This is a genomic window from Bradyrhizobium sp. 155, assembly GCF_023101105.1.
Classification (GTDB): Bacteria; Pseudomonadota; Alphaproteobacteria; order Rhizobiales; family Xanthobacteraceae; genus Bradyrhizobium; species Bradyrhizobium canariense_D.
In genome coordinates, this window is record NZ_CP064704.1 from 4,874,528 (window position 1) to 4,892,137 (window position 17,610).

At 63.5% G+C, this 17,610-nt stretch carries 17 protein-coding genes and 1 pseudogene; 8 read left to right on the plus strand and 10 right to left on the minus strand.

From position 1 onward, the window contains the following. Positions 1-26: 26 nt before the first annotated feature. The 5 genes and pseudogenes from IVA93_RS23835 to IVA93_RS23855 all read right to left on the minus strand — a co-directional run bounded on the left by IVA93_RS23835 (position 27) and on the right by IVA93_RS23855 (position 5,576). Complete coding sequence (locus tag IVA93_RS23835; RefSeq protein WP_247337503.1) at positions 27-1,829, minus strand: AMP-binding protein; 1,803 nt, start codon at positions 1,827-1,829, stop codon at positions 27-29. A 57-nt stretch (positions 1,830-1,886) separates the two neighbouring features. After that, on the minus strand, positions 1,887-3,086 hold the full coding sequence (locus IVA93_RS23840) for an ABC transporter substrate-binding protein (protein ID WP_085350857.1): 1,200 nt from the start codon (positions 3,084-3,086) through the stop codon (positions 1,887-1,889). A gap of 430 nt (positions 3,087-3,516) precedes the next feature. Then, positions 3,517-3,909, minus strand: a pseudogene (locus IVA93_RS23845) (efflux RND transporter permease subunit); the annotation flags it as partial. A 65-nt stretch (positions 3,910-3,974) separates the two neighbouring features. Beyond that, on the minus strand, positions 3,975-4,430 hold the full coding sequence (locus IVA93_RS23850; RefSeq protein WP_018458764.1) for a nuclear transport factor 2 family protein: 456 nt from the start codon (positions 4,428-4,430) through the stop codon (positions 3,975-3,977). A gap of 39 nt (positions 4,431-4,469) precedes the next feature. Then, a complete protein-coding gene (locus IVA93_RS23855; RefSeq protein WP_247370660.1) occupies positions 4,470-5,576 on the minus strand; it encodes an efflux RND transporter periplasmic adaptor subunit in 1,107 nt (368 codons plus the stop codon). 86 nt (positions 5,577-5,662) lie between these two features. Here IVA93_RS23855 and IVA93_RS23860 point away from each other — a divergent pair, with 86 nt between their 5' ends. Both IVA93_RS23860 and IVA93_RS23865 read left to right on the plus strand, forming a co-directional pair. After that, on the plus strand, positions 5,663-6,241 hold the full coding sequence (locus IVA93_RS23860) for a TetR/AcrR family transcriptional regulator (protein ID WP_026233656.1): 579 nt from the start codon (positions 5,663-5,665) through the stop codon (positions 6,239-6,241). Between the two features lie 35 nt (positions 6,242-6,276). Further along, a complete protein-coding gene (locus tag IVA93_RS23865; protein WP_204510818.1) occupies positions 6,277-7,437 on the plus strand; it encodes an iron-containing alcohol dehydrogenase in 1,161 nt (386 codons plus the stop codon). Positions 7,438-7,642: 205 nt separating this feature from the next. On the opposite strand, the gene IVA93_RS23870 is transcribed toward IVA93_RS23865, so the two are convergent. The 3 genes from IVA93_RS23870 to IVA93_RS23880 form a co-directional block, all read right to left on the minus strand. Further along, on the minus strand, positions 7,643-7,837 hold the full coding sequence (locus IVA93_RS23870; RefSeq protein WP_247789248.1) for a hypothetical protein: 195 nt from the start codon (positions 7,835-7,837) through the stop codon (positions 7,643-7,645). 261 nt (positions 7,838-8,098) lie between these two features. Then, positions 8,099-9,520: a dihydropyrimidinase gene (gene hydA, locus IVA93_RS23875; RefSeq protein WP_247371092.1), complete on the minus strand. Its 1,422-nt coding sequence runs from the start codon at positions 9,518-9,520 to the stop codon at positions 8,099-8,101. Then, positions 9,520-10,260, minus strand: coding sequence for a maleate cis-trans isomerase family protein (locus IVA93_RS23880; protein WP_247370665.1), 741 nt, complete (start codon positions 10,258-10,260; stop codon positions 9,520-9,522). The genes hydA and IVA93_RS23880 overlap by 1 nt, the downstream gene beginning before the upstream one ends. Positions 10,261-10,466: 206 nt before the next feature. Here IVA93_RS23880 and IVA93_RS23885 point away from each other — a divergent pair, with 206 nt between their 5' ends. Together IVA93_RS23885 and IVA93_RS23890 are read left to right on the plus strand one after the other, a co-directional pair. Further along, complete coding sequence (locus IVA93_RS23885; protein ID WP_018458757.1) at positions 10,467-11,183, plus strand: GntR family transcriptional regulator; 717 nt, start codon at positions 10,467-10,469, stop codon at positions 11,181-11,183. Further along, complete coding sequence (locus IVA93_RS23890) at positions 11,180-11,929, plus strand: aspartate/glutamate racemase family protein (protein WP_018458756.1); 750 nt, start codon at positions 11,180-11,182, stop codon at positions 11,927-11,929. The genes IVA93_RS23885 and IVA93_RS23890 overlap by 4 nt, the downstream gene beginning before the upstream one ends. On the opposite strand, the gene IVA93_RS23895 is transcribed toward IVA93_RS23890, so the two are convergent. Further along, on the minus strand, positions 11,926-13,365 hold the full coding sequence (locus tag IVA93_RS23895; protein WP_247455076.1) for an amidase: 1,440 nt from the start codon (positions 13,363-13,365) through the stop codon (positions 11,926-11,928). The genes IVA93_RS23890 and IVA93_RS23895 overlap by 4 nt on opposite strands. Before the next feature lie 40 nt (positions 13,366-13,405). Between IVA93_RS23895 and IVA93_RS23900 the strand changes: the two genes are divergently transcribed. Genes IVA93_RS23900 through IVA93_RS23915 form a run of 4 tightly spaced genes read left to right on the plus strand, consistent with a single transcriptional unit; the run spans position 13,406 to position 17,273 of the window. Next, on the plus strand, positions 13,406-14,500 hold the full coding sequence (locus IVA93_RS23900) for an ABC transporter ATP-binding protein (RefSeq protein WP_018458754.1): 1,095 nt from the start codon (positions 13,406-13,408) through the stop codon (positions 14,498-14,500). Positions 14,501-14,530: 30 nt separating this feature from the next. Further along, positions 14,531-15,577 carry an ABC transporter substrate-binding protein gene (locus IVA93_RS23905; RefSeq protein ID WP_007608710.1) on the plus strand — a complete coding sequence of 349 codons (1,047 nt, stop codon included), beginning with the start codon at positions 14,531-14,533 and terminating at the stop codon, positions 15,575-15,577. A 17-nt stretch (positions 15,578-15,594) separates the two neighbouring features. Then, entirely contained in the window at positions 15,595-16,458 is an 864-nt protein-coding gene (locus tag IVA93_RS23910) for an ABC transporter permease (RefSeq protein ID WP_247371094.1), read from the plus strand. Further along, a complete protein-coding gene (locus tag IVA93_RS23915) occupies positions 16,458-17,273 on the plus strand; it encodes an ABC transporter permease (protein WP_018458752.1) in 816 nt (271 codons plus the stop codon). Before IVA93_RS23910 ends, IVA93_RS23915 begins: the two co-directional genes overlap by 1 nt. On the opposite strand, the gene IVA93_RS23920 is transcribed toward IVA93_RS23915, so the two are convergent. Further along, positions 17,274-17,609: a hydroxyisourate hydrolase gene (locus IVA93_RS23920; protein WP_026233653.1), complete on the minus strand. Its 336-nt coding sequence runs from the start codon at positions 17,607-17,609 to the stop codon at positions 17,274-17,276. Position 17,610: the final 1 nt, after the last annotated feature.

Sequence of the window (17,610 nt, forward strand, 5' to 3'; positions counted from 1 at the left end):
GCCGGCCACCGGCGTCAGGCACTGAATCAGACTCGAATCACGGCTGCGTCGGGTTCGTTGCAGTGGAGACGGTCCGCTTGTTCAGCCCGGTGCTTGAGCACAGCACGTTGATTGACATAGGCCTTGTCGGTGATTTCTCCCGCGGCCAATGAGGGCGGATCCTTCAGCAGGGTGAACGTGCAGATTTTTTCGCTGCTTCCGACGGCCTCATTGTATTCCTGCAAACGATGTCTCAGGAATTCGATCACCTTGGGGTCGCAGGTCAAATCCGCAGCCGGCGCGTTCGAAATCCGCGCCGCCTCGGTTGGATTCAGCCAGCACAGCAGCGCGCAGGCATCACGGTTTTCTCCGGCAACGACAATGTCCAGTAGGACGCCGCGCGTTGCGGCCAGGATGGCGGCACGCATATTGCCGATCGCAACCCAGGTGCCGTTCGCGAGCTTGAAGTTCTCCGAAATTCTGCCGGTGAAACGCAGACCGAGCTCCGGCTTCTCGGGATCGATAAACGACACGGTGTCGCCGATGCGGTAGAACCCCTCCTCGTCGAAAGCCTTCTCCGTCAGATCGGCTCTGCCGAGATAACCGGGGGTGACGTTGGGGCCCTTGACCCTGGCCTCGTACGTGTCGGAAACAGGGATCAGTTTCAGCTGCACGCCCGGCGCGGGAAGGCCAATCTCGCCCGGCCGATCCGTTGCCCAATGCGTCGTGCTGATTGTCGGCGCCGTTTCGGTCGTCCCGTACCCCGACATCACCGGAATCCGCCGGCCCGTGACCGATGAAGTCAGCCGATAGAGTTTTTCGAGCGTTCCTTGCGAAATGGCAGCCCCCGCGTAGCTCAATCGATCCAGCCGTTTGAAGATGCTGGCGCCGAGGGCGAAGTCGTTCTCGATGGCATCGCACAACAGGTTATAGCCGGCGGGAACGTTGAACATCGCCGTCGGCGAGATCTCCTTGAGGTTCGCCACCGATTTGTGAAAGAGCTGAGGCAGCGGCCGACCGTCATCGATGTAGAGCGTCCCGCCGTTCCTGAGAATGCCGTGAAGAATGACGTTGCTGCCCATCGTATGGTGCCACGGCAGCCATTCGACCTGAACCGGCGCCTCCGGAGGCGACACCAGCAGGCTCCCCATTTGCAGCGAGCTCGCCATCATGCGATGCGTGTTCAGCACGCCCTTTGGCAGGCCGGTCGAACCGGAGGTGAAGAGAATTTTTGCAACGGCGTCGCTGGGGATTGCACCCGACGCACGCGTGAATCCTTCACGGTCCGTTCGATCCGTCAGGACCCGGAAGGGCGTCGTCTCCGGCGCGCCATCGACGCTGATCCAGGTCGAGTCTGCCAATTCGGGGATGGAACGGGCCGCGGAAAAGTCGCGTCCACTCTGAACGAAAACGAAGTTCGGACGCAGCACCTGCGCGATGTCCTTGAGGCGCGCAAGGCCGCCGGGCATCAGCGTGTAGTTCGGCGATATAGGCGCCAGAATGACACCTATGGACATCGCCGCAAAGGAGATCACCGCGTTCTCGATGGAGTTGCCCGAAAGCACTGCCAGCCTGTCAGCCGGCTTTGCGCCCATGTCGATCAAGCTCTGGCCGACCGCCTGCACCTGCGACCATGCCTCGCTATAGGTGATCTCGTCCCATCCCCCTTTGGGATTGCGTTGCGCGAGGAATATTCTGTCCGGAGCCGCGTTTGCCCAGCGCGGCAGAAAATCGGTGACGCGCCAGTCGCATGGCCCCAATTCGAGCGGCGACCTCAATATGAGCGTGCCGTCGGTGCGGCGCTCGACAGAGAGCTCCCGTGGCGCAAACGTCAATGGCTTCGCCGACATCGAAAACGATCTCCTGAATTACCGCGGATGGATAGAACGGGCGGGCTGCGCCAAGCGTCACTCCGACCTGGCGTCCAGGACGTCTCCGAACGCTTGCCACGTCGTGCCGGTCCAGCGCTGCAGCCGCATCTGCGTCCAGATCATGTTCTCGGTCTCGCTCGTGTTGACCTTGATCCCGGGCAGCACAGTCGGAACGACGACGTCTTTCAGGTTCTTCGCCTGCGCCAGAATATTCTTCCGCGACAGATCATCACCGCATTGCTTGAGGATCCGCTCGAGCAGGACGCCTTGCTGATAACCGGTCAGATAGCTGCCGTTGGTGATATCGGCGCCCGTCAGATACTTTTCGAAAAACGCCCGGTAGGCCTGCATACCCGGGTCGTCTTTCCATGTCTCGTCCAGGACGTCCTTGTTGGTGGTCCCGACCATCACGCCGACCGATTTGTCGAGGCCGGCCGGTGCGAGCGTGCCTCCGACCGATCCGGACGGGAAATTGATGATTACGGTCGCCTTCCAGCCAATCACCGAAGCTTGCCGGATGGCCTGCGCCGCAAACTTCGGCGTCCCGGCGATCACCAAGGCCTCGGCACCCGAGCTCTTCAGATTGGTAATCTGTGAGTCAATCGTCGGTTCAGTGACCTCGTAGGAAGCACTGACGACCTTGCGGTCGAAATCCTTGCCGAGAAACGCCTTGAAGGCAGCGACGTAATCTTTGCCAAGATCGTCGTTCTGATAGAGGATGGCATACTTGGCGTTCGGTAGCGTTCTCGTCAGGTATTTGGCGTAGATTTTTCCTTCGGTGTCGTAGCTGACAAGACCCGTGGTGATCAGCGGGTAATTGGCGACGTCCGTGAACTTGGACGAGCCGCTGACGATGGCGACACTCGGTACCCCTTTGGCCCTCAGGTATTTTGCAGTGGCCGAGATGCCGGGCGTGCCGAGCTGGCCGAACATGAACGACACTTCGTCGCTTTCGACCAGCTTGCGGACGTGCTCCACCGCTTTGGGAGGACTATATCCGTCGTCATAGGCGATGTAGTTGATCTTGCGTCCTTTGACGCCGCCGCGGTCGTTCAACGCCTGAACGTAGGCCATGAGCCCCTTGCCCACGAGACCGATCGATGATGCCGGTCCGCTGAAGGGAAAAACCCCGCCAATCTTGATTTCGGTAGCAGAGATTCCCGGCTCGTCGGCGGCGAATGCGGGACCACTCAGGAATAGAGCCAGAGCCGCGACGATCTTCCATCTCACCAGCATTGCGTCCTCCCAAACTTGCACCCCTTCTCGAGTGTGCGGCTTTGTTTTGTTGCGCCGGTGGCGGCTCGTCGCGCCCTTTGCGAAGAGGCATCGCGCAGAACAGGTCCAGCCGTAAATCCGGCACGTCGCGGCCGTTGCGTTCGGCCATCTTGTGCGCAGCCTACAGTTCTTTTTTTGAACTCGTCAAGCGATTAGATGCTCACGTGCCGTGACTTGGACGACAGGCCCCGTCCTCGTACTTGGAAATAATTTGGTCTAGATCCTGCGTATAAGGCCGCGTTTTCGGCTGTCTAGGACAGGATCGCTGGCGCATTTCCATGCTGCTGCACACATTCTTTTTTTGAACTATAAGGCCGCCGCGAGACCACGCAGTGCCTGGCTTATCTAGCCAGGCACCCACGGCGCAGCAGGGATAGATTTCGCCGACGCCCTACTCGGCGGCGATTGCTGTTCGCAATTCGGCATCCTTCGCCGAACGCTCATAGAGCTCGTCCGGGGCCGGCTTGATGCGAAACCAGGCCACATAAAGCGCAGGAAGGAACAGCAGGATCAGGACCTTGCCAACTGCCGTGCCGCCAATCAGCGTATAGGCCATCGATACCCAGAACACGGAATGCGTCAGAGGAATGAAGGCCAGCACGGCGGCCAGTGCGGTCAGGATCACCGGCCTGGTGCGTTGCACGGTGGCTTCGATGACGGCGTGATAGTCATCGAGGCCGGCAGCACGATTCTCCTTGATCTGTTCGGTCAGGATCAGGGCATTGCGCATCAGGATGCCTGCCAGTCCGATCAGGCCAAGAATGGCGTTGAACCCGAACGCAGGATGATGAAGAACAGGGTAACGGCCCGTTCGCGAACGGCGATCGCGGAAAGATTAAGGTTCATCTGCTAACTTACAATTGGCTGGGCGGCAGCTTCCTTGAGGCCAGCTGCCGCTTGGGCGGCAAGCCCGCGCGCGGCTTCCTGTGAATCTTGAAATTCCTCGAGGGCATGGACTCTGCCCCACCGCAGGGTGAACACGTGGAGACCGCGGTTGACGTACGAGCCGTCGCCATCGAGCAGCGTTGCGGTGCCGTCCCATTCGACAAACACGGTGGTGTTCCAGGGCCAGCCCTTCACCCAGACGTTGTTGACCCTGATATGGAGCGTGGGCAGGACGCGTCCGAGCCGCTCGAACCAGCGGCGCAGGGCCGCTTTGTCGTGGCGCTCCCCGCCCAACGCGTGATGGCCGGAAACACGGTGATGGATGTGCGGCGCGACCGCCTTCACCGCTTCATCCCAGCGATGGTTGTTGACATGGTCGAAGGTCTTTCGGATTTCCTGCTCGACGATGTAGCTGTACATGTGCTTCTCCAGCGGCTGGGGCGGAACGATTGAGACTCTTCAGTTGCTCCGGCTTTCAGCGGCGGTCCTGACACGAGCGCCCTCCTGCAGGAGGTGAGCGCCGAGCGAAACAATTGGATCACCAGAATTCAAGCCGGAGATCACGGCGGTTTCGTCGGTCACCCGAACAAGCTTGATCGGCCGAAAGCGTACGGTTGAGGTGGCGCTGTCGAGGATCCAAACTCCGGTCTTGCGGCCATCATCGAGCACTGCTCGGAGCGGCACCTGAACTTGCGGCTCGCTCGTTTGGCTCGGTAGCCGAATGGTCACCGTCGCGCCAAGTGGTGCGGCCGCGGCTTCACCGTCCAGGACATACCGGGCTTCATAGGTTCGGGTCTGGGCATCGGCGGCGTCGGACAATTGCCGCAAACGTGCCGTATAGCGCCACCCTTCGGCTGCTCCGTACACGCTGGCCTCGGCCACGGAGTCGATTGCCGGCCGGATCGTTTCAGGGAGCGCGACCACCGCCTCGCGAGGACCGGCCTTGGCAATCCGAACAACCGTCTGGCCGGCCGAAACGACCTGCCCGGGCTCGCCAAGCGTTTCGACCACCGTTCCGTCCGCGTCCGCGACCAGGATCGAGTACGTCGCCTCGTTCTCGGCAACCCGTGCATCGGCTTCAGCGCTCGCAAGCTGCGCCTCGGCCGTATCCAGCGCGGCCTTGGCTTGCTCGTAGCGCTGTCGGGAAGCCCAGCCGTTGCTCACCAACTTGGCGTATCGCGGTTCGTCCGCTTCGGTCTGCACGACGGACGCGCGCGCGGCAGCAACGGCGTTGCGCTTCGCCGTGACCGCAAGACGAAGGTCGGTTTCGTCGATCCGCATCAGCGGCTGACCGGCTTTGACCTGCTCACCGGTATTCACAAGCCGCTCCACGATCTTGCCGGGAACGCGAAAACCGAGGCTGCTCTGCACCCGCGCCCCGATGATGCCGGTGAAGCCACGCTCCGATCCGGTCACCCGCGCCGCGGCCGCGATCCTGACGATCGGGGCTTCTTGCCTCGGATCGCTCACGGCCGAGGCCGCCGGCGCGCGAAGCGTAACGAATGCGGCCACCGCGCATCCCGCGATCAGGACGCTCCCCAGCACGATCATCTGTCGCTTTTTCATAACGTGGCCTCATGCCAGATAGATTGCGTTCGAGCTCTATACCGGATAATAGATGTCGAACGCAATCTAAAATGGGGAGACCAATGATGCGAGTGAGTCGCATTCAGGCTGAGGAAAACCGGCAAAACGTCATCAATGTCGCAAGCCGCCTGTTTCGGTCGCGGGGATTTGACGGCATCGGCCTCAAGGACCTGATGGAAGCTGCCGGGCTGACCCAAGGCGCATTCTACAAGCAGTTTGAGTCAAAGGAGGACCTGGCCGCGCAGGCGTCGACGCGCGCGCTGGAGAGCGCCACGCTGCGATGGTCGACCGCCATCGCCGCGGCCCCTGAGGATCCCCTCGGGGCGGTGATGGGGTTCTATCTCAGCACGGATCATCGCGACGAAAAGATGGACGGTTGCCCGATCGTGGCGCTCGGCTCGGATGTGGCCAGACAGAGCAGCGAGGTGAAAGCGTCGTTCGAAGGCGGGATCAAAGCGCATATCGAAATCCTCAGCCGCCTGATTGCCGAAACGAGCGACGAGGAATCCAGGAGCAAAGCCATGGCCATTCTTTCGACGATGGTCGGAGCGTTGACACTCTCACGCGTCGTCAACGATCCCGATCTCGCTCAGGCCTTTCTGGAAACGGCGTCGCGACAGATTCGCGACACTGTCGCCGCTTGAAGATCGGTGCTTGATAACTCACAGGGAGAACGCAAATGCGCAAAGCAGGGATACACAATTTTCCGGCGATCGACCGTGTCGTTTACGGCAAAGCTGCGTCTGAGGCCTTGAACGATGAAGCGGTGCGGCTGGATGCCAAGCGCGTCTTCCTGATCGTCAGCCGCACCTTGAATACCAAGACCGACGAGATCGAGAAGATCCGGCGTGCGCTCGGCGAAAGACATGTCGCGACCTTCGATGGAATTGCAGAGCACACCACGCGCAAGCAAGCTGCCGAGGTTGCCCGTCAAGCCAAAGACGCCGGAGCCGACCTGGTGGTCGCCGTCGGGGGAGGCTCGGCGATCGATCTCGCCAAGATCGTCATCATGGCGATGGAACATGACATCCGTGACGAAGCGGGTTTCGATCCATTTCCCATGGGCCCGGGCGTCACCGTCTCTCCGTTCCGATCGCCAAAAGTTCGACAGATCGCGGTGCCATCCACGCTGAACGGCGGCGAATACAATGCAGCAGCGCTCGTCACCGATGAACGCAGCAGGCTGAAGCAGATCTTCTTCCATTCTCTGATGATGCCGGTGGCGATCATTCTCGACCCTGCCCTTACCGTCCATACGCCCTCGAAGCTCTGGATGGGATCGGGAACGCGCTCGATGGACCACGGCATCGAAGCATTGTGCTCACCCGCCGGCACGCCGCTTAGCGACGAGGTGGTCCTGGCCGGCATCCGCACGCTTCGGGAGGGAATGCAACGGACCTTGCAGCAACCCGATGATCTGGAGGCGCGTCGACTGTCTCAATATGGCGCGTGGCTCGCCGCTTTCGGCCTCCAGGCGCGGGTCCCGATGGGAGCCAGTCACGGCATCGGCCACGTGCTTGGCGGGACCTTCGGCGTACCACACTATTATTGCACACCGGTCATCATGCCGAGCCTACTTCGCTACAACAAGGCGTTCACAGAGGATGCGCAAACGCGCTTAGCAGCGGCTCTTGGCGAGCCGGGCATGGAAGCGGCAGCCGCCTTCGCAGAATTCACCAGGAGACTTGGACTACCCGGTCGCCTTGCCGACGTCGGGATCGGCGAAGACAAGTTCGAGCAGATCAGCAAGATTGCGATCAATCATCGCTTCGTGCAGGCCAATCCGCGGCCTTTTAAAAGCGAAGCCGACATCGTCGATCTGTTGCGAATGGCCGCCTAGCCAAATCCGAATGAACTGATACTTGCCCAAATTGACGTGCGGGAGAATCCAGCCATGACATCAGCTCCGCGCCCACGCCGGCAAGTAGGGCCGGCGACGCGCCGGCAACCGTCTATCAACTGTTCCGCAGGAGAGCGCGGATGCTGCCCGCTGGCATGAACATCCAGGCGGAGAAAGCCGTAAAGACAAGGAAGCGATCCCTTGCTCAACCTGTCACATGACTTCGACGCAAGTAAACGAACCGGCTCCCGCTCCGCCCCGCGCCGGCATCGACTGGCAACTCGCTCCCGTTGACTTCATCCGGTTCGGAAAAAGCGGCGCCGAGATCTGCGCGCAAATGAAGGATCCCAAGCGCAATGGCGGCCGCGATGCCGCCGGGCTGGTCGAACATCTGCGCCATGACGCTTCGTTGAACGGCTTCATTCCGCGCGGCTGAGCGCCCGGCACAGGTCGGACGACGCCACCAGGCAGCTTCGAGAATCGTGTCAAGGACGTCGCCTTATGGGGGACGGCCTGACAACCTTGTCCGAATTGATTAGATTCGTTTTGCCGCATGCGAAGGCTGGATACGAACATATGACCGGCATGATCTGTGGACTTGAGACGGCCGTCGCGCCGCGCGCACGGGCGCCATAGTTGAGCAGCAACGCGTTGAGTCCGATCAGATCAGGCTCGACCTGCCGCGGCTGAGAATGTCGCCTGCGCCTTTGTCGCCGACGATCCTGCCGTGTTCGTACACCACCCGGCCACGGGCGATCGTCGTTACCGGCCATCCGGTGACGTCGAACCCTTCCCATGGCGTGTAGTCCGAACCGTGATGCAGATCGGCCTGCCGAATAGGCTTCTTCAATTTGGGATCCCAGAGCACGATATCCGCATCGAAGCCGACGCCGATCGAGCCCTTGCGCGGATAGAGGCCGTAGATGCGCGCATGGTTGGTCGCGGTCAGCTCGACGAATTTTTGCAGGCTGATCCGTCCCTTCGACACGCCTTCGGAGAACAGAATCGGCAGCCGGGTCTCGACACCTGGAATGCCGTTCGGCACCCAGCGGAACGAGGTGCGGCCGTTCGGCGTCAGCTTGCCCCTGGGATCGTCGTAACGGAACGGGCAGTGATCGGACGAGAAAGTCTGGAACACGCCCGTGGTGATGCCTTCCCAGATCGCCTGCTGGCTTTCCGCGTCGCGCGGCGGCGGCGAGCAGACATATTTCGCGCCTGACATGTCCATGTTCAGACCCTTCATGTCGTCAGCCGTCAGCGTAATGTATTGCGGGCAGGTCTCGGCATGAACAGGCAATCCGCGCTGCTGAGCCCAGCGCACCTGCTCCATCGCCTCGCGCCCGGAGACGTGCACGATCATGATGGGAACGCCGATCACCTCGGCATGACTGATGGCGCGATGCGTGGCTTCGCGCTCGACCGCCTGTGGCCGCGACACGCCGTGATAATAGGGCGCGATATGGCCCTCGCGTTCCAGCTTGGAGGTCAGGAAACGGATGGCGTCGTAACCCTCGCAATGGACCATCACCAGCGCCTCCTCGCGGCGCGCGACCTCGAAGACCTCGAGCAGCTGCTTGTCACTGAGCACGAGGTCGTCATAGGTCATGAACACCTTGAACGAGGTGTAGCCGTCCTTGACCAGGGCCGGCAACTCCTGCCCGAGCACGACCGCGGTCGGATCGGAGATGATGAGATGGAACGCCGTGTCGATATAGCACTCGCCTTCGGCAAGCTTGCGGTAGTTCTCGACACAGGTCCGCAGCGACGTGCCCTTCTGCTGCAGCGCGAACGGCAGCACCATGGTGTTGCCGCCGGCGGCTGCCGAACGGGTCGCTGAGGCGAAGTCGTCGGCCATCACCACGTCGGGGCCGGAGGCCTGCGAGATGTGGACATGGCTGTCGATCCCGCCCGGCAGGGCCAGCAGCCCGGTCGCGTCGATCTCGCGCGCTGGGCCTTCGAGATGATCGGCAATGCTGACGATGCGGCCGTCGCGAATGCCGATATCGGCGCGGAACTCGTCGTTGGCCGTCACGATGGTGCCGCCGCGAATAGCAAGATCGAGCTGCGTCACAGGAGTCTCCATCACTTGATGACCGTCGATGTCTGGAAGATCCGCCCCCAGTCGGCAAGAGCCCCGGCATCGCCGCCGGCGAGCTCCAGGGTTCGCCACAGCGTGACCGCTACCGAATCGACCACCGCGACATTCAATTCCCGTTCGAGCGAAGCCGCCAGCGCGGCGCCGTCGAGGTTGGTGCAGAGGATGACGACAGCATCGGCGCCGTCAGCCGCCACAGCGCGGATCATGCCAGCAATCGTCGCAGGCGCGACCTCGCCGAAAGAGAAATTGTCGCGCAGTCCGAGGTGCCGCTCCGCGTGCGGGGCGATCCCCTCCTCGGCCCAGACGTGACCGATCCGCCGCTGCACGTCGTCGGTATAGGGTGAGACCAGGCCGACACGTTTGGCGCCGAGCGCGCGAGCGGCATCGATGCAGGCGAGCGTGGAGGTCGTCGCCGGCACGCCGGTGCGCACCGTGATTGCCTCGCAAAGGCTCCGGTCTCTGCCGATGCCGAGCCAGCTTGCGGACGTACCGCTCCAGGCGATGGCATCGACCTTCGCATCGGCCAGCAGGTCCGCCGCAGGCAGCATCACCGAGGCGTCGAACTGGTTCAGCGCGGCGGCGTCGAGTGCGATCTCGGTGACGCGGAAACGCGAGAAATGCGCGGTGACATCGGCCACGCCGGCGAGCATCGCACTGGTGACGGGCTCCAGCACCGAATTGGAGGACGGCGTGATCATGCCGAGGCGTTTGCGCACAATTGACATCGATCGCAGTCGCTCCGTTGCGGCGAAAGCGCTCCTCCGCTTCCTCAAAAGGATCATCCGCGTCCGCATCGGTCCACGCAACCCGCAATCTGCATGCTGCATACAATTTATTCGATATGCACGTGTTTTGAGCCACATACGTCTTCTATTTGGGCACCTCACGTGAAGGAAATTAGCTACGATCGCACGTCAGCAGGAAGGCCGGCGTGCCGCAAAAATCCGAACCGAACCCGGGCCGAAAGTCGCCCAAACTCAAACGGATGGGCCTGCATGAGCGCGCCGCCGCGCGGATGCGGACGATGATCATTCGCGGCGAGCTGCCGCCGGGATCGCAGACCCAGGAAACCAGGCTGTCGAAGGAGCTGGGCGTATCGCGCACTCCGCTGCGCGAGGCGATGAAAGTGCTCGCGGCCGAGGGATTGATTGAGCTCCGCCCCAACCGCAGCCCGCGCATCGCCGACCTCGCCGTCGACGGCATCTCGGAATTGTTTGAGGCGCTGGCCGGCATCGAGCGGCTGGCCGCCGAGCTCGCCGCCGAGCGCGCCACCGAGCGCGATCTCGCCCGCCTGCGCACGCTTCAGACCCGCATGGAAGGTCATCATCGCAACGGCAAGCTCGACGAGTACTTCGCCATCAACGGCGAGATCCACGACACCATCGTCCGCATGGCGCGCAACACGCCGCTGCGCGAGGCGCACGTGACGCTGATCTCCCGCGCCGAGCGCGCGCGTTACCTCGCGCTCGGCGCCGACCGGCGCTGGAGCAATTCGGTCGACGAGCATGCCGGCGTCCTGGCCGCGCTCGAGGCGCGCGATAGCGAAACCGCAGGACGCCTGCTCGGCGCCCATGTTCGGCGCACCGGCACGGCGCTGCTCGAAGTCATCGCGGCCTCTCAAGCCAAGCAGACGGCGGCGCAATCATGAAGCTGCTGCTGCTCAACCCGAACACCAGCACCGCAGTCACCCAGTTGATGACGGATGTCGGGCAGCGCGCGGCTGCGCCCGGGACCGAGCTGATCCCCTGCACCGCGACCCGCGGCGTGCCCTATATCTCGACACGCACCGAGGCACAGATCGGCGGTGCCATTGCGCTGGAGATGCTGGCCGGGCAGCATCGCAAGGTCGACGCCGCGATCATCGCCGCCTTCGGCGACCCCGGCCTGTTCGCCGCGCGCGAAACCTTCGACATTCCCGTGGTCGGCATGGCGGAAGCGGCGATGCTGACCGCCTGCATGGCCGGACGGCGTTTCGCCATCGTCACCTTCGCCCAGGCGCTCGGCCCCTGGTACGAGGAATGCGTCCGCGCCCACGGGCTGTGGGAGCGCTGCGCCGGCATCCGCATGCTCGATACGCCGTTCCAGGCGATCTCCGAGGTCGGCACCGAGAAGGAGGATGTGCTGGTCGATCTCGCCCGGCGCGCGATCGTGGAGGACGACGCGGACGTCTTGATTTTTGCAGGTGCGCCGCTCTCGGGCCTCGCCGAGCGCGTGGCCGACCGGATCCCCGTCCCAGTCGTCGATCAAGTCATCGCGTCGGTGAAGCAGGCCGAGGCCCTGGTCGCGCTTCGCCTGCGCAAGGCAACCGCAGGCACGTACCGCCGGCCCGCTGCCAAACCCACCCTTGGTCTTGCCGATGCGCTCGCCGCCCGGCTCGAGCATCGCGATAACTAGGGGAGCTGCGGCCAGCGATGCGAAAAACCAAGCTTGTTCTCAATCGCACGGCCGAAGGCAAACAGGCGGGATTCGCATCCCGGCGGTGCAATGATCTGGATACCGAACGGCAGTTCGTTCTCCGCTCGGGGGGCCGGCAGGGTCAGCACCGGGAAACCGACCAGCGACACGATGAAGGTGACGGCGAGATAATCGATCGGCGTCTCCAGCGCCGCGCCATCGATCGTGGTGACGTCGCTGATCTCATTCGGCCAGGGCAAAACGGACGCCGCCGGCGCTACCAGGAAATCGGCGCGGCTGAACAGCTCGCGAAAGCTGCGATAGATCGCGGTGCGGCGACGCTCGGCATTGAGATAGTCCTCCGCGGAGAGCTTTGCGCCCGCCTCGATATTCCAGATCACGGTGGGCGTCAGCTCGGCGCGGCGCGACTTCAGCAGCTCGCCATAGCCGTTGGCGATGTGCGCGGCGCGCAGCGTCCGAAATGCCTCGATCGCACCGCCGCAATCGGGCGCGGACGGCACCACATCGGCCACGGCTCCGAGCGCCTCGCAGGCCGCGGCGAAACGTGCACGGACATCGCGCGCGACGGCCGCGATCCCGAAATCGGGCGTCGCTGCGATCCGGGGACGCACTGCAACCGGCCGATCCTCATTGACGACACCGATCGAGAGTGGGTCGTGCACATCGCCTCCCCCACAGATCGACAGCGCAAGCTCGAGATCGTCGACGCCGCGGGCGAGAAAACCGTGGGTGGCGAGCATGTCCCAGCCGAGGGGGCGATGCGGCGCCGGGATGCGACCGGGCGTCGGCCGGATCGAGGCGACGTCGCAAAAACTTGCGGGCGTGCGCACGGAGCCACCGAAATCGGTGCCATGGGCCAACGGCACCATGCCGGCCGCGACCGCAACCGCGGAGCCACCGGAAGATCCACCCGAAGTCAGTACCGGATCGAACGGATTGCGCGTCGGCCCGCACAATTTGTTGGTACAGACCGCGCCGAAGCCGAATTCGGGTGTGTTGGTCTTTCCCAGAATGATCGCGCCAGCGCGCCGCAATCGCGCGACCACGAGATCGTCTTCGGCCGGAATATGATCGCGGAACAGAGCCGATCCGTACGTGGTCGCAACCCCCGCAGTGTCGGTGAGGTCCTTGATCCCTATGGGCACCCCATGCAGCGGGCCGACCCGCGTTGGCGCGGCGTCGCAGATATCAGCGGCACGGCGGGCCCCCTCCGCATCGACAGTCACGAAGGCCGCCAATTGGCTATCAAGACTCGCGATCCGCGCCAGATGCGCCTCGACCGCGTCGCGCGAGGAGAGTTCGCCCTTCGCGAGGGCGCGTGCGAGGGCCGTGGCAGTGAGGTCGCAAACCGATCGATCCGACGTCATCACCCCACCATGCCAAACCTCGCGGCGAAAAGCGACCGGTGCGGGCATGAGACTTGCTTTCTACTCCGGGGCAACGGGAGGCAACACCATGGCTGAAGCGCAAGGCGGCCGATCGCTCGTGGTCGACGCCGTCACCCACCGCTATCCGAGCGGCGCGCTCGCGGTCGAGAACATCAATCTCAACATCAAAGGGGGCGAGATCATCGCCCTGCTCGGCCCCTCCGGCTGCGGCAAGACTACCCTGCTGCGCATCATCGCCGGCTTCATCGCGCAGACGCAGGGGCGGATCATCATCGGCGACGACATCGTCGACGCGCTACCGCCGAACCGCCGCGCGGTCGGCATCGTGTTCCAGAACTACGCACTATTCCCCCATCTCAGCATCAGCGAGAACGTCGCTTATGGGCTTGCCGCGCGCGGGATCGACAAGGCGACCCGCCAGCGCGAAGCACAGCGCTTGCTGGATCTGGTGCAGCTGCCGACCATGTCGGAACGGTTGCCACGGCAGCTCTCCGGCGGCCAGCAGCAGCGCGTCGCGCTGGCCCGCGCGCTCGCGATCAAGCCGTCAATCCTGTTGCTCGACGAGCCCTTTGCCGCGCTCGACAAGAATCTGCGGCTCGACATGCAGATCGAGGTCAAGCGGCTCCAGCGCGTCTCCGGCATCACCACGCTGATCGTGACCCACGACCAGGAAGAAGCGCTGTCGATGGCCGACCGCGTCGCCGTCCTGAGCCACGGCAAGCTCGAGCAGTTCGGGTCGCCGTCGGACGTCTACGACCGGCCGCAGACCCTGTTCGTCAACACGTTCGTCGGCGCCAGCAACCGCATGCCCGGCGTGGTCGTCTCGGCAGACCGCACGGCCGCAAAAGTCCGCCTCGATGCCGGCGCGGAAATCATTGCGCGTCCCGCCGGCGGCGCTCTCACCGAGGGCGGCCGCGTCACCGTGTGCATACGCCCCGAGCATCTGCAATTCGTTGGCGACGAGACCGGCTTTGCCGGCGTGGTCGGCATGTCGCTGCCGTTAGGAGCCACCGTCGTCCACGAGGTCACCACCGCGGACGGCTCCGGCGTCAAGATCTCCCAGGCGCGCATCGGCGAGACGCGCACCCTGGAGAGCGGCGCCGCGGTGCGCCTCGCGCCGCTCGCCCCGTCGCTCGCAAACGCTTTTCCTGCAACGCTTTGAATTCAGTTTTTGTCCAGAGGGAGTTCGACCATGATCATGAACCGCCGAAGCCTGATGACGACCGCACTCACACTCGGCGCCATGAAGGCGTTTCCCGGACTGAGCTACGCCCAGGCCCGCCCGCTGGTGTTTGCGACCTTCACCGGAAGCTGGGAGGAGGCGCACAAGGCCGTGCTGGTGCCGGCCTTTCGCAAGGCGAACGCCGATGCCGCGATGGTGCTCGACCCCATGCTCTCGGTCGACCAGATCGCCAAGGTGAACGCCGCCAAGGCCAATCCGCCGATTGACGTCATGCTGCACGATCCCGGCCCGGCCCTGGTCGCAATCGGCCAGGATCTGGTCGAGCCATACCCCGTCGAGAAGAGCGCCTATTACAAGGACCTGATCGCCGAGGCCCAGGAGCCGATGGGCCCTGCCCCCTTCTTTCAGGTCGTCGGCCTCACCTACAATCCGGAAGCCGTCAAGACGCCGCCGACCTCCTGGGCCGATCTGTGGAAGCCCGAGTTCAAGGGCCGCGTTGGCATCACCAACCTTAACTCGACGCTCGGCACCGGCTGGCTGGTCGAGATCGCCAAGATGCGCGGCGGTTCGGAAGCCAATGTCGATCCCGGCTTCAAGGCGATCGAGGAGCTGAAGCCCAACCTCGCCGCGGTCGCCGCCAATCCCGGCGCGCTCGCCACCCTGTTCCAGCAGGGCCAGATCGATATCTCGCCCGGCAATTTCAACGCCATCCAGATCCTGAAAGCGCGCGGCGTGCCGGTCGAGTTCGTGGCCCCGAAGGAAGGTGCCATCGCCTTCAAGACCACGATCCACATCGTCAAGAACTCGCCCAACCGCGAGCTCGCCTTCAAGCTGATCGAGGCGTCGTTGACCCCGGAAGTGCAGACCACGCTGATGAACCCGCCCTACCTGATCGTGCCGACCAATTCCAAGGTGGCGATGGGCGGCGAGATCGCGCGCGTGCTCGCCAAGGACACGGCCGAGCTGAAGCAGAAATTCGTGTTCCAGGACTGGAAGAAGATCAACGAGCAGCGCTCGGCCTGGATCGAGCGTTTCAACCGCGAGATCAAGATCTAGAGCTTCAAGGACTCATGATGGGCACAGCACCGGCATCACGAGACGTCACGTCCTACGGGATGGGATTGGCAGCGCCGCTGGCGCTGTTCTTCCTAGTGTTCTTCGTGGCGCCGCTGCTGCAATTACTGTGGCTCTCGTTGCACAACGACACGGCCGCGCTCCATTGGGGACTCGGCCAGTATCTGCACTTCCTCACCGATCCCTTCAGCCTCAGCGTGCTCGGCTCGACGCTGCTGCTTGGGGCCGAGGTGACGGCCGTCTGCCTCGTGCTCGGCTTTCCCATCGCCTGGCTTTACCAGCGGGTCGGGCCGCGGCTTCAGACCATCATCATCTTGATCGTGCTGCTGCCGCTTTTGACCAGCGTCGTGGTCCGTACCTTCGCCTGGATCGTCATCCTGGGCCGCCAGGGCATCATCAACGCGACGCTGCAATCGCTCGGCATTATCGAGACGCCCCTGAAACTGCTCTACACCCAGTTCGGCGTCGTCCTCGCGCTGGCGCAGGTGCAGATGCCGCTGACGACGCTGCCGCTGATCACCGCGCTCGGCCGGATCGATTCCAATCTCGACGACGCCTCCTGCTCGCTCGGCGCTGGAAGCTGGCGCACGTTCTTCCGGATCGTGCTGCCGCTGTCGCTGCCCGGCGTGATCGCCGGCTGCACGCTGACCTATGCCGCCGCGATCACGGCCTTCATCACCCAGTCGCTGATCGGCGGCGGACAGATGCTGTTCATGCCGATGTATCTTTACCAGCAGGCTTCGACCCTGCAGAACTGGCCGTTTGCCTCCGCAATCTCGGTCATCTTTTTGCTCGCGGTGCTCGCGGTCGTCTCCGTCTTCACCACGCTCGGCCGCCTGTCGCGCGGCTATGGAGGTGCGTGATGAGCGGGCGCAAGCGCACCCTGGAGGCGTTCAGTTTCGAGCTGGTCATGAGCCTGATCGCCGCGATTGCGCTGATCATCATCATCGCGCCGTCGCTGGTGGTGCTGATCGTCTCGTTCACCAGCGGCTTCTCGCTGCGTTTTCCGCCGCCGGGCTATTCGCTGCGCTGGTACGCCGAATTGTGGAACGCCTGGCAGCTGCACTTCGCAGCCAAGAACAGCCTCATCGTGGCACTGTGGGCGACGGGCCTGTCCGTGGTGCTCGGCGTTGCCGCCGCGCTCGCGATCTCGCGCTCACCGACGCTGTCGGCGCGGCTGCTCGATTCCCTCTTCATGTCGCCGCTGGTTCTGCCGGCGCTGGCCTTTGGCCTTGCCGCGTTGATGCTGTTCTCGCTGGTCGGCCTGCCGGTGTCGCCGTTGACGCTGGTAATCGGCCACACCGTGGTCTGCGTGCCCTATGTCGTGCGCAATACGATTGCGGCGCTTGCCCAGCTGGAGCCGACCCTGCTGGAGAGCTCGGCCGTGCTGGGCGCCGGCCGCATCTACACGTTCCGGCGCATCGTGCTGCCGCTGATCCGGCCGGGCATCATCGCGGGCGCCTTCATCGCCTTCATGTCGTCCTTCGACAACGTGCCGGTGTCGCTGTTCCTGCGTGATGCCGCCACCGACATGCTGCCGATCCGGATGTGGCAGGACCTCGAGGGCAAGCTCGACGTCACCATCGCCGCGCTGTCGGGCGTGCTGATCATTGCAACCGTCGCGTTGGTCGCGATTATGGAGCGCGTCACGGGGTTATCGCGGCGGCTGACCAACTGATCAGGCGCCGCGGAACAGCGAATAGCCCCAGCGCGTGAATTTCAGCGGCAGGTGAAAATGCTCGTCAACATTCTTGATGCGAAAGCGGAACGGCGTCACCGTGAGAAACCCGTCGCGCTCGCCAAAGAACTCGCCGAGATGAAACAGGACCTCATACTCGCCCGCCGTCACGCCCGCCCCCTGCGCAACGGGATGATCGAGCACGCCGTTGACACCAAGCCGTCCGTCGGCGACGCGCAGCGAGTCCGGATCGATCCGCCAGATCTCGACGCGCAGACCCTGCGCCGGGCGTCCGCTCGCCACATCGACCGCGTGAATGGAAATGCCACCTGCCACA

Coding starts and splice junctions, on each gene's coding strand:
- IVA93_RS23865 (WP_204510818.1), top strand. CDS start 6,277: ATGCGCAAAGCAGGGATACACAATTTTCCGGCGATCGACCGTGTCGTT.
- IVA93_RS23855 (WP_247370660.1), bottom strand. CDS start 5,576: ATGAAAAAGCGACAGATGATCGTGCTGGGGAGCGTCCTGATCGCGGGA.
- hydA (WP_247371092.1), bottom strand. CDS start 9,520: ATGGAGACTCCTGTGACGCAGCTCGATCTTGCTATTCGCGGCGGCACC.
- IVA93_RS23890 (WP_018458756.1), top strand. CDS start 11,180: ATGAAGCTGCTGCTGCTCAACCCGAACACCAGCACCGCAGTCACCCAG.
- IVA93_RS23900 (WP_018458754.1), top strand. CDS start 13,406: ATGGCTGAAGCGCAAGGCGGCCGATCGCTCGTGGTCGACGCCGTCACC.
- IVA93_RS23840 (WP_085350857.1), bottom strand. CDS start 3,086: ATGCTGGTGAGATGGAAGATCGTCGCGGCTCTGGCTCTATTCCTGAGT.
- IVA93_RS23835 (WP_247337503.1), bottom strand. CDS start 1,829: ATGTCGGCGAAGCCATTGACGTTTGCGCCACGGGAGCTCTCTGTCGAG.
- IVA93_RS23915 (WP_018458752.1), top strand. CDS start 16,458: ATGAGCGGGCGCAAGCGCACCCTGGAGGCGTTCAGTTTCGAGCTGGTC.
- IVA93_RS23860 (WP_026233656.1), top strand. CDS start 5,663: ATGCGAGTGAGTCGCATTCAGGCTGAGGAAAACCGGCAAAACGTCATC.
- IVA93_RS23895 (WP_247455076.1), bottom strand. CDS start 13,365: ATGCCCGCACCGGTCGCTTTTCGCCGCGAGGTTTGGCATGGTGGGGTG.
- IVA93_RS23850 (WP_018458764.1), bottom strand. CDS start 4,430: ATGTACAGCTACATCGTCGAGCAGGAAATCCGAAAGACCTTCGACCAT.
- IVA93_RS23910 (WP_247371094.1), top strand. CDS start 15,595: ATGGGCACAGCACCGGCATCACGAGACGTCACGTCCTACGGGATGGGA.
- IVA93_RS23870 (WP_247789248.1), bottom strand. CDS start 7,837: ATGGCGCAGATGTTCGACCAGCCCGGCGGCATCGCGGCCGCCATTGCG.
- IVA93_RS23880 (WP_247370665.1), bottom strand. CDS start 10,260: ATGTCAATTGTGCGCAAACGCCTCGGCATGATCACGCCGTCCTCCAAT.
- IVA93_RS23905 (WP_007608710.1), top strand. CDS start 14,531: ATGATCATGAACCGCCGAAGCCTGATGACGACCGCACTCACACTCGGC.